This is a genomic window from Acinetobacter sp. YH12211, assembly GCF_013418015.1.
Lineage (GTDB): Bacteria > Pseudomonadota > Gammaproteobacteria > Pseudomonadales > Moraxellaceae > Acinetobacter > Acinetobacter towneri.
The window spans coordinates 1-15,502 of sequence record NZ_VPCW01000041.1 but is presented as its reverse complement, the minus strand read 5'-3'; the positions used below and the strand labels follow the sequence as shown (position 1 = coordinate 15,502).

The following is a 15,502-nucleotide window of genomic DNA, read 5'->3' as shown; positions in this document are numbered from 1 at the left end:
ATCAACAATACAAAAAATTTCTGTAAAATCGTACATGGTAGTTAGAGCCTTTGGGTTGTGTCGTAACTTTCTAAATGGCTCTAACTACCTTTTTTTCAAGGGCTTTTCTTATCCGTAATTCGGGTTAGATTAGTATTTAATCTGCAAATTCCAAACTTTCTAAAAGATTAACGATATTTACCAAATACTTTCCATGTTTGGTTATCTGCCAAAGGGTCTTGATAACTGTCACTGCGCTGCTTACGTGGCTTATCTCGGGCATCGACCAGTTCAAAATGTGGTTCGACACTTAACACAATACCATTCACATAAAAACGGGTGCGCGTGTAGTCACTTTGCCCATGCTGAAACACATAAGTACGCAAATCAATAAACTCACGATGTGCCACCAGTGCTGCATTGTCATCACTGTCTAACCAACGCTGCATGAGCTGAATTTCCTGCGGTTCAAATTGCCCACATTTTTCGATCAGGCAGGCAATCCCCCGAAAAGTTTTCGATTCTTTGGCGCGGGTTTTATTCACTCGAATCCGATCGACATGAAAATAAAATAAGGGCAAGTTCAAATGACTGGGTAAATGCACCGCATCAATGACTGCATCTTGCATAAAAGGCTGAAATAAATCCTGTGCACGTTCAATCAACCCTGTCCATTGTTTATAGTATTCTGCTACTTCTGCGCGTGTTCCATAATAAATCGGCAAGCCTTCAACATGGGCAAGTTGCACGGGTGGCCAAATATTTTGACGTAATAAAGCAATGTCGCTTTTTAAACTTTGTACCGCAATCGCATCTTGCATCAACCACTCCAATTTTGCTTAGGCTATTTTTAGCTTAAGGCAAAGGTTTTGTTTCTGCAAGGCTTTGCCTATAATGAAACATTCAGATTTTTAGCTTAGGAAAAATTCATGGTTCAAAAGATTGAAGCAACCGATGTAACCGAAGAAGAAGCATTAAATGCGGCTTTTTTTGAACGTGCCGATGAATTTATTAAACAGGCCAATGGCTTCTGTCATTTTGAAAAAGGCTCCACAGTAAAACCTGCCGAAATTCGTGGTCAGGTGAGTGCTGCCATGTTATTTGCTACTGCACGTTTTAATACTTGGGTGGCAGCCAATAATTTTAAAGATGGCAATGAAATGCGCGATGCCAAAGACCAAGTTATGTCATATATCTTGCAGCAATTTCAAATGATGCTTGAAGATAACTATGATGAATATTGCGAACAGTTTGAAAACTATTTGCGCTTCCGTCACAACGAAGAATTTCATACCCATAAACATGATCACGACCACTCGCACGATCATTAATTTTGCATATAAACAAAGCCCTACGGGGCTTTTTTATTGCGGCTAATTTTCAAACTTGTAGATTTCGATAAATAACCCTTCCCTTTTGTAACATGATGGCTTTGAATAGTGAAATAATAGCGTCATAAAAACAGGATCATTATGCAGAATCTAGGATTTGCACTCATTGATGCACATATTCATCAGTGGGATCCGTATAACACGCCACACAGCGCACGACTTGCTGTTAAGCTTTTGGGCAAGCATCCCAATTTGCTAGATAAAACCATCCGCCTGATAAAACCGAAAACACTCATTGAAACTTTGGGACGCACCGAGCACGTCACATCGCCCTATTTACCTGAGCATTATGCCCGCGACTTAGGTTTTTATACGGCTGAAAAAGTTGTGCATATTGAAGCCAATTGGCACAACCATAAAGGCAAAGGTGTAGTTGGTGAAACCGAATTTATAGAAAGTCTGGATTTTAAAAATAATGGTTTGGCTTTGGGCGCGATTGTCGCCACTGCAGACCCGCGCGATTCTAATTTTAAGAAAATTCTAAAATTACATCACAAAGCCTCTCCAAACTTCCGTGGAATTCGTAAAATGGCAGCCGTGCATGAAGATCACGGGATTTTCTCTTGGGCAGACGAACCACATTTATATCGGAACAAAAAGTTTCTAAAAGGTTTTGAAGCTTTAGCGCAATATAATTTAAGTTTTGATGCATGGACGTATTCGACCCAATTGGGCGATGTCTTGGCGCTGGCTAAACAATTTCCAGAAACTTCTATTGTACTTGACCATTTGGGCACACCTGCAGGGCTGTTCGGGCAAGTTGGCACACATACAGGCGTGACCAAAACAGCACGGGAAAACATTCTGTTTCGTTGGCAAGAAGATATTGCCGAGTTGGCACACTGTCCAAATGTTTACAGCAAAATTTCAGGGTTATTTATGCCTGTTTTAGGACATCAATTTCACTTGCAAAAACGTGAAGCCTCAAAACAGGAAATTATAGATTTAACTGCACCACTGATTCAGCATGCCTTACAAAGCTTTGGAATATATCGGTTGATGTTTGCTTCCAATTTTCCAATGGATCGAGTGAGCACGTCTTTGGTCAATTTAATTGATGCGACTAGTGATATTGTTGCGGCCTATCATCCAAATGCTTTGCAGCAAGTGTTTCATCATAATGCCAAACAGTTTTATCGTTTATAAAGCTTTAGCCAATTGAGCATAGATAGCAAACTTGAAGACAAAAAACGCATCGAAATGGATGCGTTTTTTGTATCTGCTCAAAATTAAATTGAATCTTTATTTAGACTGCGGCTTTAACGGCAGCACCTCAACATTGGCTTGACCATATTGATCGGCGGCTACTTCAAGCAAATGTTCTAAGCGTAAATATTTCTGAATCACAGCATCTACATCGGCTTTGCTGAGTTTTGCTAACGCTTGATCACGTCGCTCACGGTAACGTAAATCACGACCTTGTTCTAATTGCGGTACCAACATACGGTGGATACTGCGTTCATCTTCTAAGGCAGTCACACGTTTTTTCAAAATATCGGCTTTTGCAGCTTCAACTTCTTGCAAGCTGACACCATCACGGCGCAAATCCTGCAACACTTTATGCACCGCCTGTGACACTTGAGCCGACTTGCCTGCACTGTATTGCGCAGAAATACTGAGCGCACCCGATTGTTCAAATTCACTTAAACTCAATCCACTACTAAAACCATAAACCAATGCATTTTTTTCACGTAGTTCTTGTGCCAAACGTGAAGACAATTGCGATTCACCCAAAATATAACTCAGCACCATCATGGCAGGTGTGTCAGGATGATTCACACCCAAAGGTAAGGTCAATAAACTTTGATAACTGCCAAATTCGCGCTGTTCTGCCAATACATGCAACTTTTTCGCAGGATATGCCGTATAGGCTGAATCTAAGCGTTGATATGCTTCCGTATTACGCGATTGCCCCAAACGCTGAACTAAAGTTTTTTTAATTTGTTTCGGATCAAACTCACCTGTAATGGCAATCTGTGCATAATTCATGGCGAAAAATTGACGATATAACTGCTGCACCTGCGCTTGGGTTGCAGCTTGCAGTTGTTGCTTCGCAAATCCAGGTTCGAAGTGATAGCGTAAATCGCCCTGCGGGTAAATTTCAATTAAACGCGCCATAGTCAAAGCAGCCACAGTTTCAGGCTCGGTATAAGGTCGTTCTAAACTGGATAAACTTTGAGAACGAATTAAATCAAACTGACTTTGCTCAAAACTTGGGTTTTGCATGACATCTAAAACAAAATTAAAAAACGCATTAAACTTTTCTTTTTTTGCCACAATTTGAATATGAATCGCATTAGCATCGGCTTGTGCAAAAGCCGAACCACCTGCAGCAATTGACTGATCGGCAATGTCTTGCAAACTATGCTCTTGAGATGCACGCAGCAGCAAATACGCGGTTAAATCCAGAATTTCGCCCTGCTTAAATAAAGATTGTGCCGTACCAAAATTTACCGAAATAGTGGCATAGGTTTTATCATCACGAGTTGCAGTTGGAAATAATGCATACTTGGCACCATTTTTTAAGCTGCCACGCTGAATCTTTTTTTCATTTTGAATCAAAGCTTGTTTAGATTTTTGCACATAGTCTGTCACTTCTTGCTGATAACTTTTCACATCTTTCAAAGGTGTAACAGGTGTATCTTGCTGATCTAAAGTTTTTGCTGTATTTAGATTATTTTTTGCTGTGAGTGCCTGTTTTTGATCTTCAGGTGTGGGCTGAATATCGCCAATGACCCGATGCTGTGCAGTGAAGAACTGTTTTAAACGCTGATTTAGTTCATCTGCATTTAACTGTTGAATATTGTTTAAATCACGCCAATATTGTGTCCAATCACCCTGATAAGCCACAGCATAATCACTCAAGCGACCACCCAAAGCCACCGCATCATTCATCACACTGTCTGCCTGATTTTGAATCAAGTTTTTCACACGTTGTAACTCGGCATCATCAAAGTTTTTTGCCTGCTCGATACTTTGATTCAAGCCAGCTTGTAATTGCTTGGCATCATGATTCGGTGCATACAAAGCCCCCATCAGCACCAAATTAAAATCTTGATCTAACCAAGTGCTGGACTGCACCATGGTACTTTTGCCTGTTTCTACCAGTGCTTGATATAAATGCCCACTCGGTTGCAACGTATGTAAATAAGGTGAGAGCACCAAAGCGGTTTTGATCTTTTCGTCATTGCCATTTAAATACAGATTAAATTTGGCCAGTTGACTGCCCTTTTGTACCACGAAATTTCGTTGCTGAATTTTGTTGCTGTCTAATCGTGGCACTTGTACTTGTTTGGGAATTTGTCGTGCTGCAATTGGACTAAAATGTTGATCAATTTGTTTTAACACCGCTGCCTGATCAAACTTGCCTGTCATCACTAAAATAGCATTATTAGGCGCGTACCATGTGCGGTAAAATTGATTTAACTCCTGCATTTTAATGGATTGCAGTTCGTTTAAATCGCCAATGGGTAAGCGTCCGAAATACTGATTACCATAGGCCGATTTCCACACCTGATCTAACAAGACTGAAAACGGTTGATCCATACGCACTTCGCGTTCACGCTTTACAATCGCAATTTCGGCAGGCACATATTTTTCCTGCATGACCAATTTATCCATGCGTTCCGCTTCAAGATAAATCATCTCATTGACGGCGCGAGTTTCAGGACGAATGATGTTGGTGTATTTAGTCGAGTAATAGTCGGTGCTGGCATTGTGCATTAAACTATATTGATCTAAACGGCGCTGAAACTCCTCGGCAGGTACGTTTTCTGTACCTTTAAATGCCAAATGTTCCAACAAGTGTGCCAAACCACCTTTGCCTTGTGGATCATTCAATGAACCCGTTAAATACACCATATTCATAAAGACTTTATTTTCTTTCTGATTGGGTGCCAAAATGACTTTTAAGCCATTATCAAGTTGATATTCTTGTATTTCTTGCTTAGATTTTACTAAAACTGGCTGCGCGAAAATCACGCCATTAAATGCCAGTACACATAAAGATAAAGTGAGAGTTTTAAAACGTAGCAACTTCTTTTTCCCGATTGATTTCATTCTATTTTTTGATTTGCCATGAAATATGACAATTTTCAACTTGAGCGCAAACAGCATAACAAGCTGCAATTAAACCCACAGTAAATATTTGCAAATGATGTAAGTTAAAACCAAGAAAAAAATCCAGCAGACTTCTCTCATCTCAGCTTCATCTCCAAAATAAAGTAAAATGAAAACTCAATTTTGACCCTGCATTTGAACATTTTTAAATGGATGAAAGGTCTAATGCTGTGCATGTTTAAATCATGATTTCGCCCTGCAAATATAACTGCGCATAACCTGAAATTTCGATGCGATCATTAGGCAAAATCTTGCAATACAGTACGCCACCTCGGGCAGAAGCCTGATATGCCACAAGTTCGGTTTGCTGTAATTTTTCTGCCCATAGCGGTGCAATTGCAGTATGAATTGAACCTGTAACAGGATCTTCTGCAATGCCCATGGCTGGTGCAAAATAACGCGATACGCAGTCATACTGTGTATTTGCAGAGACAGTAATCGCAACATCAACACTCGACTGTGCCGTAATGGCTGTGCGCAACTGTCCCAATTGTTTTAATAATTCAAGGTTAGGCTGTTCATCTAACACATCTTGTACCGATTCATATTCCACAATATAGGCTTGCGCATTGATATAGACGTTTTTAAATGGTTTAGTCAAAGCTTGGCGTAAAATATCGGGATAATCTTCAACTTGTTGGGCAGCACGAATTGGGAAATTCATGCAAATTTTGCCATCTTGCTGTTGCTGAACTGTAAAAATCCCCAATTTTTTCACATGAAATTGAATTGTCTTTGTCTCGGTATAATCCTTAAATAAAACAAAGCCGCTGGCAAGTGTCGCATGTCCACAAAAATCGACTTCTGTTGTGGGTGTAAACCAGCGAATTTCAAAGTTTTCCGCATCTATCATTTTGACAAAAGCGGTTTCAGACAGATTATTTTCCAATGCGATATTTTGCATTAAATCATCGGCTAACCATGTTTTACTAACAAGTACGGCAGCAGGATTGCCTTTAAATAATTCATGGCTAAAAGCATCGACTTGGTAAATTTTCATTAATGAACTCATGATCCTAAAAATATATACACTTATTTCATCTTAAGTTCTTTTCACTATAAGTGCCTAGCCAATTTCTATACTTTCAATCTGCCTAGTAGTTTGATTTTGGATTAATTCGGCATAAAGCGAGCTGTAATATCTAGTAAGTATGTTATTGGCTGTGATGCCAAGTTTGTAAAAGCTGCCTTCTTTATTCCAATATTTGATTAAGTAGAAGATTGCTTGTCCAGCATTTAATACGGCTTAATCGACGAAAGACGGTCATTTGTATTCATTAGCTTTCATTTCGTAATAGCATCTTTATAGACCTATTAACAGGACTTGCATCAGGTCTTTAAATTGATTATATTGTCTGTACATATTGTGGAGTGATGCTAATGAACAACATTATTCACAGTCGATTTGTCGCTAGTGTTTCGAAGCTTAAAGAAAACCCAATGAAAGTCGTCAATGAAGGATTTGGTGAAGCTGTCGCTATTCTGAATAGAAATACCCCTGCTTTTTACTGTGTTCCTGCTGAGTTATATGAAGAAATGATGGACTTAATTGAAGATCGAGAGCTTATAAAACTGGCTGAACAAGTTGATACTACAGAAACAGTAAAGGTATCTATTAATGACCTACGAGCTAGAGTTCGCAGACGCAGCTCTGAAGAAGTTTGATAAACTAAATCCACAAATTGCTGAACAATTTATTAAAAAGTTGGAAGCAATCTTAGATTTTCCCAAGATACCTAAAAATAAGTTACGTGGATCTTCTGATCTTTATAAACTAAAGCTTAAATCTGCAGGATATAGATTGGTGTACCAAGTTATTGACGATAGGGTTCTTGTATTAGTCCTAGATGTTGATCGGCGAGATACTGTCTATAAAAATATGTAAGCTAGATTAGCCCTCAATTTCAGATTGTAGGGCTTTTTAGCGCTTAGCTTTCTAGTTTTTAATCGTTGTGATACTGCTGCTCATTTTGGCAAGCACACCAAAAAAATATTTATCAATAAGCAATACTTTCCCCCATTCTTATCGCATAATAGAGCCATCTCAAACGCACTGTATTTGCGATTTAATTGGAAATCGCCCGTTTTTCCTTTTAAATACTCTCAATTTTCCCAATTTATTGAATTTAAAGAAGCATTTCTTATGAAAATCGTCATCTTAAATAAACCATATGACGTTCTCTCTCAATTCCGTGAAGATGAAAAACATCTCACCATGTCGGCTTTTGTTGATGATCCAGACTTACGTTTAGCTGGTCGTTTAGATATGGATTCGGAAGGCTTGGTGTTCTTGACTGATCATGGCGGCTTGAATCAGTTTATTACCAATCCAGCCAATAAAAAATACAAAACCTATTTGGTTCAAGTCGATGGTGATGTCACTGAAGATGCCTTGGCACAATTGCGTAAAGGCGTGGAACTGAAAGATGGCATGACTTTGCCTGCGCAAGCGTATAAAGTCGATGAGCCTGAATGGTTGTGGGAGCGTGATCCTCCTGTACGTTTCCGTGCTTCTGTACCTACTTCGTGGATTCAAATTTCAATTTGTGAAGGTCGCAACCGCCAAGTGCGTCGTATGACGGCTGCGGTTGGTTTTCCAACTTTGCGTTTAATCCGCACCAAAATTGGTTCGATTGACTTGGTACAGTTGGGTTTACAACCCGGTGAAACTAAAGAAATCGAACCGTTGTTGTATCCTGATTTTAAAGATGTGCCTGCTGCTGAACCGTATCGCTCGCGTTCTTATGTGAAAAAACCTGGTGGTACGGGTGGCAAGCCAATCCATCAAAAGAAAAATAAAGATGGCACTACCAAGAAAAAATCAGGTACGCCACGTATTTGGCAAATGGAAGAAAGTGAGAAACCTCGTCGTAAGACCAATGGTACTACACGCCCTAATACCAAAAGCCGTGGACGTCGGGCACGTTAATGAGTTGGTGAGTCAAAACTCAACTTGTTCAAGATACAAAAATGGATGCCGAAGCATCCATTTTTTTATAGCTGAACTTTAAATTAAACTTTAACTCAGCCTTTTAACCACTGTTCTACTTTTGCCTGATCTGTAACGCTTAATGCCACTTCTGGCAATTCAATCTGCGCAGCATTCAGTTCAAAAGTCATCAACTCATCACGGCGAAATGCATGAACAGTATAAGCTGCATCCTGTTTGGCATATTGCTCAAGTGATTTTACAGATGCCTTTAAGCCATCAATCGCAACAATCACATCAAGCGCAGAAAGTCCTGCTTTTGCCGCAGCACCTTCACGATGGGCAGCTTGTACCAACACCCCTTCAGGTTTATCTGCCAATTTTAAACCAAACGGCAAAGACTTATCCTGTTTTAGCTGATAATCAACGCCAAATTCAGGCAATAACTGATCGAGCGGCAATTCATCAGTCGTGTTAATTAAATGATGGATTTGCTCCGACCAATCATCTCCTGTCAATTCTTTACATAATTCAAAGATAGTGCGCTCATGCACTTGAATGCCCTGTTGCGCATTAGCGTACAATTTCTGCATTAAGGCATCTAAGCTTGAACCACGTAAACGCAAGCCCAAATCTAAACATAAAGCCACCAAACAGCCTTTGTTATAGTAGCTGGTTCCTGCATTGTTCGAGTTTTCATCTTGACGATAGAACTTGACCCAAGCATCAAAACTGGATTCTGCTACCGTTTGAATCGCACGACCCGGATTTTGCAAATAACGATCAATTTGTGCTTTGAGCAACTCCAAATAAGCCGCCTGATCAATTACACCACTACGCAGCAATAACAAATCATCGTAATAAGACGTAAAGCCTTCAAAAATCCATAACAGCGATGTATAACCTTCCTGATTCAGATCATAATTCACAAAGCTTTCAGGACGAATGAATTTCACCAACCAACTATGAAAATACTCATGGCTGCACAGACCTAAAAAGCGCTGATAATCTTTAGAAGGTTGTTCAGGTTCGTTAGCTTTCGGCAAATAATCACGAGGTGTAATTAAACTGGTACTGTTTGGATGCTCTAAACCGCCATAGCTATTGCCTGTTGCCATGGTCATAAAGGTATAGTTTTCAAATGGCGCAGAACCAAACATGGTAATTTGTGTAGCACAAATTTTTTCAATATCTTGCTGCATACGCGCAGCGTTCATTGCATGTTTGCCCGAAACCACAAATTCGTGTGGAATATCTGCTGCGGTAAAACTAAAACGGGTTTGTTCTGCCAATTCAAACGGTGCATCAATCAGTTCGGCATAGTTTTTGGCTTTTAAGGTATAACGCCCTTTCACCAAACTTTTTGCTGCCAAACCTGTCGCAAGCTGAAAATGCTTCAGCTCGTCTGGTAAAAATAATTCAACTTCAATAGCTTTATCTTCTTGCCCATCTAAGCCCAAACAGGCACAGGCAGGATTGACGTATAAACGGGTTTGATCGACATAAGCGCCACGCACTGACAAATCATAAGCGTAGACATCATATTCCACCGTAATCAATTCATGATCGATATTAAATAAGCGCCATTTATTCTTTTCAAATTTCTGAATTTTAAGGATACGCCCCGCTTCATCATAAGCACGTACCGACTCAAGATGTTTGGAAAATTCACGAATTAAATAGCTGCCTGGAATCCAAGTGGGTAGAGATAAAACCTGAGTAGGATTAGCCAAAAAACGCACGGTGACATGAATAAGATGCTGACGATAATCGTCAAATTCGATTTGATAATGCAACATAATGGGCAATACAAAATGTATAAATAAGAACTTGGCAACAAGCTTAACATTTTTTTAGCAATTGATGCGTCAAGATGAGATTTGTCTGCATTTATGGGTAGCCATCTGAGCAAAAAAGGCATAGCATTCCCTAGTCAATTGTTATTGTTTTTGCTGCTTAAAACCATTGTGACACCAATGGATTGGTGTAAATAAGGAACTTCTTTGAAACGTGTTATCTATCTGATTGCGGCGCTCTGCTGGCTCTGCAGCGCAATCACGCATGCCGCATTATTGAATATTCAAGCTGAAAGTGTCGAAGCCGAAGCATGGGCAATTTTAGACCCACAATCTGGGCAAGTGATTGCAGAACACAATAGTCACGTACAACGTGCACCTGCTTCACTCACTAAAATGATGGTGGCCTATATTGTGCTGAAAGATATTCAGGCAGGTAAATTAGACCGAGATGAAATCTTGACCGCAACACCTGTGGTGCAGCAAGTGATGTGGGATGAATCACAAATGTATCTAAAAGCAGGTGAACAGATTTCGATAGATCAGCTATTGGCAGGCTTAATTATTATGTCTGCTAACGATGCTGCACTCACTTTAGGTGAACGTGTTGCAGGTGGTGTGCCGCAGTTTATTGCCCGAATGAATCAGGAAGCGCAAGCTTTGGGTATGCAAGACACACATTTTCAGAATCCGTCTGGTGTGACCATGCCAAACCATTATTCTTCTGCGGCAGATATGGCACGTTTGGCACAAGCGATTGTGACTGAAACACCCGATTATTTGGCTTATTCAAAACAGACCAGTTTTACCTATAATCAGCACTTTCACCGTGCGACCAATATTTTATTAAGACAAGACCCAAGTGTAGATGGATTAAAAACAGGCTTCACCAAAGCTGCAGGCTACAACCTTGCCCTAACCGCAAACCGCCCAACACTGGACAGTGATGCACCTGAACGTCGTTTGGTGGTGGTGGTGATGGGAACCAAGAGTGCGCAAAAACGCGCTGAGGTGGCACATCAATTATTAAATTTAGCCTATAGCTATACCCGTAATGAAGTCGCGATTAAACCCAAACAAATGATTGCAGAATTGCCTGTGGTGAAATCGACTTTACGCATGTTTAAGATTGAAAGCAGTCAGCCAAAGTTTGTAACGACATCACTGTATGAACAGCCACATGCAATTAACTTGGCGCAGTTTGATCAAAGCACTCAACGTCTACAACTTACGAATGCACAAGGTGGATTAGAAACACTTGAACCTGCACAGCGTACACAAACGCATGTCAATATTGAGTTGTCTGAAAAGTTACTGACTGCGCCATTGGCACAGGTCATGAAACTGGCAACCGTACACGTTTATCAAAATAATCAATTGATTAATAGCTTTGCGATTGAAGAACAAGTCAACATTGTTGAAGCCAATATTTTTGAAAGAATTATGATGTGGTTTGGCAGTTTGTTTAATTTCTTTAGCCATCAACCTGTAGAAGATGAGCAAACTTCACTTGGTTAGAAGCCGAGGATCCTCAAGAATTAAATATCACCAAGATGGGCAATGTCCCATCTTTTTTATTGTCATCGACACATCATACAAAGGGCTTAAAATGAGCCTGCAATAAAATCTGCAAATTTATAGGTATGACGCATAAATTTGCATTGAAATTATAAAAATTGCCCCGATTAACTAAAAAATGTCATAAAAAACTCGGAAAAGTGAAGAATTTGCAGAAATGTCTATAACAAATTCCACGTTTCACTTTATGATGTACCCTTAAAAAATTGAATGGATCAATAACATGACTGCTATTGCAAATGACCTCGTGGTTTCTTTCCACTACACATTGACTAACGCAGAGGGTGAAACTCTCGACAAATCTCAAGGTGAACCACTTGCCTATTTGCATGGTGCAGGTAATATCATCCCTGGTTTAGAAAAAGCGTTAGAAGGTAAAACAGTAGGTGAAAAATTTACTGTAAACGTACCTGCAGCTGAAGGTTATGGCGAATACAACCCAGACTTAGTACAAGAAGTTCCTGCACAAATGTTCCAAGGTGTAGACAACATCCAAGCAGGCATGCAATTCCAAGCGCAAACTGATGATGGCGTTCAAATCGTAACTGTAAAAGCAGTTGAAGGCGACAACGTAATTGTTGATGCAAACTTCCCACTTGCTGGTCAAGATTTAACGTTTGAAGTTGAAATCATTGAAATCCGTGAAGCTTCTCAAGAAGAATTAGATCACGGTCACGTACACGGTGCGGGTGGTCATCACCACTAAGATCAGTATTGATCGAAGCAAAAGGCAAAGTATTTTTACTTTGCCTTTTTTGTTTGTCATTCTAAAATTCAGGATAAGCACATGACTGAAAGATCCTTTCAGGCAGACTATTGCGGAAAGATCATTACAGGAAAAATCAACACAGCACATTGTTGTTTTATTGGTCAAATAAATCCTTCACATTTAAGACAATTTTACCCAGTCATGCTTATAATGAAGTCACCTTTCTAGCGCTCACATCAAGCATTCTTCCCATGCAAAACTATAATTTAGTTTGGTTCCGACAAGATTTAAGAATTTCAGATCACACCGCACTTTGGCATGCTAGCCAAGCAGGAGCTTGTATTGGCGTGGTGATTCTTTCGCCTCAGCAATATCGTTTACATCACGATGCGCCCATTAAAATTGACTTTTACTTGCGTCAATTAAATGCACTAAAAGACGAACTCGCACAACTCAATATCCCACTGATTGTTCAAATTACACCATCTTGGGCTGACATTGCACAAACACTGCTCCAACTATGCCAAACATTGAAGGACTCTCATCCGATTCAAAATATTTATGCCAATATTGAATTGGGAGTGAATGAGCTAAAACGTGATCTTGAAGTTCAACAAACCTTGAACCAACACGGTCAGGACTTGATTTTGTACCATGACCGTACGCTTTTTCCTGTGGGTACGGTGCGCAATCAGAGCATGAAACCTTATCAGGTATTCAGTGCATTTAAAAAGTATGCCTATCAACAGTTGAGTGTCAGTATTCCGCGTTGCTTTCCTCTGCCACAAGCTCAAACGTCGATTCAACTTCCTGAACAATATCTCTCTACTGTACCAAGTTTAGAACACTTAGGTTTCGACCCACTTCCAACGGCACAACAAAATTTATGGGCAGTCACGGAACAACATGCACAGCAATTGTTGGATGATTTTACGCGTGAACAAATGCAAGATTATCAGCAACAGCGTGATTTTCCAGCGTTGTCTGGTACCAGCCAATTATCTGCGTATTTAAACTGTGGCATTCTCTCCATTCGGCAATGTCTGGCTGCGGTTTTTGCGCATTCACAAGGACATTTTCATCTTGAAAATACAGGGCAACAAACTTGGTTAGATGAATTACTGTGGCGTGAGTTTTATCAACATATTTTGTTTGATTATCCCAAAGTTTCAAAGCACCGCCCTTTTAAAGATCAGACCGCACAGGTGGCGTGGCGAAATGATCCTGCAGGTTTAGCAGCATGGCAACAAGGAAAAACAGGCATCCCCATTGTGGATGCAGGCATGCAACAACTTTTGCAAACGGGCTGGATGCATAATCGAGTCAGAATGATTTGCGCAATGTTTCTGTGCAAAAACCTGTTAATTGACTGGCGCTTGGGCGAACAGTGGTTTATGCAACATTTAATTGATGGTGATTTGGCTGCCAATAACGGTGGCTGGCAATGGTGTGCCTCGACTGGTACAGATGCAGTGCCCTATTTTAGGATTTTCAACCCTGTGAGCCAATCACAAAAGTTTGACCCCAATGGTGATTATATTCGCACATGGCTACCTAAACTGGCTCATTTAGATGCCAAAAATATTCATGAACCATATGCGAAAAATCCAAATCTAAAACTGGATTATCCGCATCCAATTGTAGATTTAAAACTTAGCCGATTACGTGCCATAGAAGCCTTTAAACAGCTTTAAGAGTACAAACAGGAGATTGGTCAGTCTCGCCCCCATCTGCCATAGGTTAGCATGATGGGAGATTCAACGATTAAACCGACAGTTAGGCGGCTTGCTCGTCACGTTTAAAGACCAATTCGCCTTTTAAAGAACTGTCTGCATCGAAATAATAACCTTCACTATTGAATGCTTTTAAGTCTTCTGCGCGTTCTAATTTATTCTCGATGATAAAACGTGCCATCAAACCACGGGCTTTTTTGGCATAAAAACTGATGACTTTATATTTACCATTTTTCTGATCTAAAAATACAGGTTTAATAATTTCAGCCTGAATTTTTGCTTCCTGCACCGACTTATAATATTCATCGGAAGCTAGATTAACTAATAATGCCGACTGGTTATGTTTTAAATCTTGGTTAATTAAATTGGTGATGATATCGCCCCAGAAACGATACAAATTTTCACCGCGCGCATTATGCAACTTAGTGCCCATTTCCAAACGATACGGCATCATTAAATCTAAAGGACGCAATAAGCCATATAAGCCAGAAAGCATACGCAGGTGTTGTTGAGCAAACTCAATATCTGCAGCAGACAAACTATAAGCATCTAAGCCTGTGTACACATCACCTTTAAAAGCAAACATGGCCTGACGCGCATTGGCAAGATCAAATTCTGCTTGCCAGTCACGAAAACGCTCGACATTTAAAGTGGCAATTTTTTCACTCACACTCATTAAACTGGCAAGTTCAGTAGCAGAAAGTTTACGCGCTACATCAATTAACTCTTGTGAATGTTCAAGTAATCTAGGTTGAGTATATTCATCGCTTGGTAATGCAGTTTCATAATCTAAAGTCTTGGCTGGAGAAATTAAAGCGAGCATAAACCACCTAAATAAAAAGTACTGCGCTCACTATAGCAGCAGCTTTCAACAAACTCCAATGCGTGTTTTTGTTTAACCCTATCGGAAAAACACGTTGCGTTGTATTGCTAGAAGATGATCTCTTAAATCAATCCAACGTGGAGGCTGAGGTGCTTTTATTTCAGTGTCTGCTTTAAAAAAACATTGATTCACTCTAATCAGTTGAGCTTATTTTTTTATAGTACTTGCAACATTTCTCTAGGCAATAAAAAACCCACTTAACTCTCCCAAATTAAGCGGGTTAAATAAAAATTATTTTGTTGTATTGTTCTTGCTGCTTAAGCTGTCATTAAAAAGTAAACATGTATTCTTTTCCGAATTGGTTTGATACTCTCTCCACCCATTGCTCTATTTTATCAGCTGTCATGACTTGAAAATCTCGCCAATAATATTTCATCTGCTTCCA

Annotated in this window: 13 protein-coding genes and 1 pseudogene; 8 read left to right on the top strand and 6 right to left on the bottom strand. The window is 39.9% G+C overall.

Annotation, left to right across the window (positions count from 1 at the left end; translation table 11 throughout):
- Positions 1 to 167: 167 nt before the first annotated feature.
- The gene (locus FTU98_RS12910) at positions 168 to 800 is read right to left on the bottom strand and encodes a hypothetical protein (RefSeq protein ID WP_180051512.1); all 633 of its coding nucleotides are present in this window, start codon (positions 798 to 800) and stop codon (positions 168 to 170) included.
- A 108-nt stretch (positions 801 to 908) separates the two neighbouring features.
- On the opposite strand from FTU98_RS12910, the gene FTU98_RS12905 reads away from it, so the two are divergent.
- Both FTU98_RS12905 and FTU98_RS12900 read left to right on the top strand, forming a co-directional pair.
- Positions 909 to 1,310 carry a DUF3144 domain-containing protein gene (locus FTU98_RS12905; RefSeq protein WP_004973007.1) on the top strand — a complete coding sequence of 134 codons (402 nt, stop codon included), beginning with the start codon at positions 909 to 911 and terminating at the stop codon, positions 1,308 to 1,310.
- Positions 1,311 to 1,451: 141 nt separating this feature from the next.
- Entirely contained in the window at positions 1,452 to 2,516 is a 1,065-nt protein-coding gene (locus tag FTU98_RS12900; RefSeq protein WP_096901876.1) for an amidohydrolase, read from the top strand.
- Positions 2,517 to 2,612: 96 nt separating this feature from the next.
- Here the strand turns inward: FTU98_RS12900 and FTU98_RS12895 are convergent, their stop codons facing one another.
- Both FTU98_RS12895 and FTU98_RS12890 read right to left on the bottom strand, forming a co-directional pair.
- Complete coding sequence (locus tag FTU98_RS12895) at positions 2,613 to 5,429, bottom strand: pitrilysin family protein (RefSeq protein ID WP_180051511.1); 2,817 nt, start codon at positions 5,427 to 5,429, stop codon at positions 2,613 to 2,615.
- A 238-nt stretch (positions 5,430 to 5,667) separates the two neighbouring features.
- Positions 5,668 to 6,489 (bottom strand): PhzF family phenazine biosynthesis protein, encoded by an 822-nt coding sequence (locus FTU98_RS12890; RefSeq protein ID WP_179991074.1) that lies wholly within the window; start codon positions 6,487 to 6,489, stop codon positions 5,668 to 5,670.
- 380 nt (positions 6,490 to 6,869) lie between these two features.
- Here FTU98_RS12890 and FTU98_RS12885 point away from each other — a divergent pair, with 380 nt between their 5' ends.
- From FTU98_RS12885 to FTU98_RS12875, 3 genes are all read left to right on the top strand, one after another.
- Complete coding sequence (locus FTU98_RS12885; RefSeq protein ID WP_154320647.1) at positions 6,870 to 7,154, top strand: type II toxin-antitoxin system Phd/YefM family antitoxin; 285 nt, start codon at positions 6,870 to 6,872, stop codon at positions 7,152 to 7,154.
- Positions 7,108 to 7,374, top strand: coding sequence for a type II toxin-antitoxin system RelE/ParE family toxin (locus tag FTU98_RS12880; protein ID WP_154320646.1), 267 nt, complete (start codon positions 7,108 to 7,110; stop codon positions 7,372 to 7,374). Before FTU98_RS12885 ends, FTU98_RS12880 begins: the two co-directional genes overlap by 47 nt.
- A gap of 258 nt (positions 7,375 to 7,632) precedes the next feature.
- The gene (locus FTU98_RS12875) at positions 7,633 to 8,418 is read left to right on the top strand and encodes an rRNA large subunit pseudouridine synthase E (RefSeq protein WP_179991064.1); all 786 of its coding nucleotides are present in this window, start codon (positions 7,633 to 7,635) and stop codon (positions 8,416 to 8,418) included.
- A 95-nt stretch (positions 8,419 to 8,513) separates the two neighbouring features.
- On the opposite strand, the gene FTU98_RS12870 is transcribed toward FTU98_RS12875, so the two are convergent.
- Complete coding sequence (locus tag FTU98_RS12870; RefSeq protein WP_179997317.1) at positions 8,514 to 10,217, bottom strand: M61 family metallopeptidase; 1,704 nt, start codon at positions 10,215 to 10,217, stop codon at positions 8,514 to 8,516.
- A gap of 204 nt (positions 10,218 to 10,421) precedes the next feature.
- On the opposite strand from FTU98_RS12870, the gene FTU98_RS12865 reads away from it, so the two are divergent.
- From FTU98_RS12865 to FTU98_RS12855, 3 genes are all read left to right on the top strand, one after another.
- The gene (locus FTU98_RS12865) at positions 10,422 to 11,732 is read left to right on the top strand and encodes a D-alanyl-D-alanine carboxypeptidase family protein (RefSeq protein ID WP_180051510.1); all 1,311 of its coding nucleotides are present in this window, start codon (positions 10,422 to 10,424) and stop codon (positions 11,730 to 11,732) included.
- 283 nt (positions 11,733 to 12,015) lie between these two features.
- Positions 12,016 to 12,498 carry a peptidylprolyl isomerase gene (gene slyD, locus FTU98_RS12860; RefSeq protein ID WP_096901865.1) on the top strand — a complete coding sequence of 161 codons (483 nt, stop codon included), beginning with the start codon at positions 12,016 to 12,018 and terminating at the stop codon, positions 12,496 to 12,498.
- Between the two features lie 254 nt (positions 12,499 to 12,752).
- Entirely contained in the window at positions 12,753 to 14,195 is a 1,443-nt protein-coding gene (locus FTU98_RS12855; protein ID WP_178865832.1) for a deoxyribodipyrimidine photo-lyase, read from the top strand.
- 82 nt (positions 14,196 to 14,277) lie between these two features.
- Here the strand turns inward: FTU98_RS12855 and yaaA are convergent, their stop codons facing one another.
- Together yaaA and FTU98_RS12845 are read right to left on the bottom strand one after the other, a co-directional pair.
- The gene (gene yaaA / locus FTU98_RS12850) at positions 14,278 to 15,057 is read right to left on the bottom strand and encodes a peroxide stress protein YaaA (RefSeq protein ID WP_004972986.1); all 780 of its coding nucleotides are present in this window, start codon (positions 15,055 to 15,057) and stop codon (positions 14,278 to 14,280) included.
- Positions 15,058 to 15,385: 328 nt separating this feature from the next.
- Positions 15,386 to 15,502, bottom strand: a pseudogene (locus tag FTU98_RS12845) (transposase); the annotation flags it as partial.

Bases quoted from the DNA above. Each gene is read 5' to 3' on its own strand.
- FTU98_RS12910 (WP_180051512.1), bottom strand. From the start codon at position 800: ATGCAAGATGCGATTGCGGTACAAAGTTTAAAAAGCGACATTGCTTTA.
- FTU98_RS12905 (WP_004973007.1), top strand. From the start codon at position 909: ATGGTTCAAAAGATTGAAGCAACCGATGTAACCGAAGAAGAAGCATTA.
- FTU98_RS12900 (WP_096901876.1), top strand. From the start codon at position 1,452: ATGCAGAATCTAGGATTTGCACTCATTGATGCACATATTCATCAGTGG.
- FTU98_RS12895 (WP_180051511.1), bottom strand. From the start codon at position 5,429: ATGAAATCAATCGGGAAAAAGAAGTTGCTACGTTTTAAAACTCTCACT.
- FTU98_RS12890 (WP_179991074.1), bottom strand. From the start codon at position 6,489: ATGAAAATTTACCAAGTCGATGCTTTTAGCCATGAATTATTTAAAGGC.
- FTU98_RS12885 (WP_154320647.1), top strand. From the start codon at position 6,870: ATGAACAACATTATTCACAGTCGATTTGTCGCTAGTGTTTCGAAGCTT.
- FTU98_RS12880 (WP_154320646.1), top strand. From the start codon at position 7,108: ATGACCTACGAGCTAGAGTTCGCAGACGCAGCTCTGAAGAAGTTTGAT.
- FTU98_RS12875 (WP_179991064.1), top strand. From the start codon at position 7,633: ATGAAAATCGTCATCTTAAATAAACCATATGACGTTCTCTCTCAATTC.
- FTU98_RS12870 (WP_179997317.1), bottom strand. From the start codon at position 10,217: ATGTTGCATTATCAAATCGAATTTGACGATTATCGTCAGCATCTTATT.
- slyD (WP_096901865.1), top strand. From the start codon at position 12,016: ATGACTGCTATTGCAAATGACCTCGTGGTTTCTTTCCACTACACATTG.
- FTU98_RS12855 (WP_178865832.1), top strand. From the start codon at position 12,753: ATGCAAAACTATAATTTAGTTTGGTTCCGACAAGATTTAAGAATTTCA.
- yaaA (WP_004972986.1), bottom strand. From the start codon at position 15,057: ATGCTCGCTTTAATTTCTCCAGCCAAGACTTTAGATTATGAAACTGCA.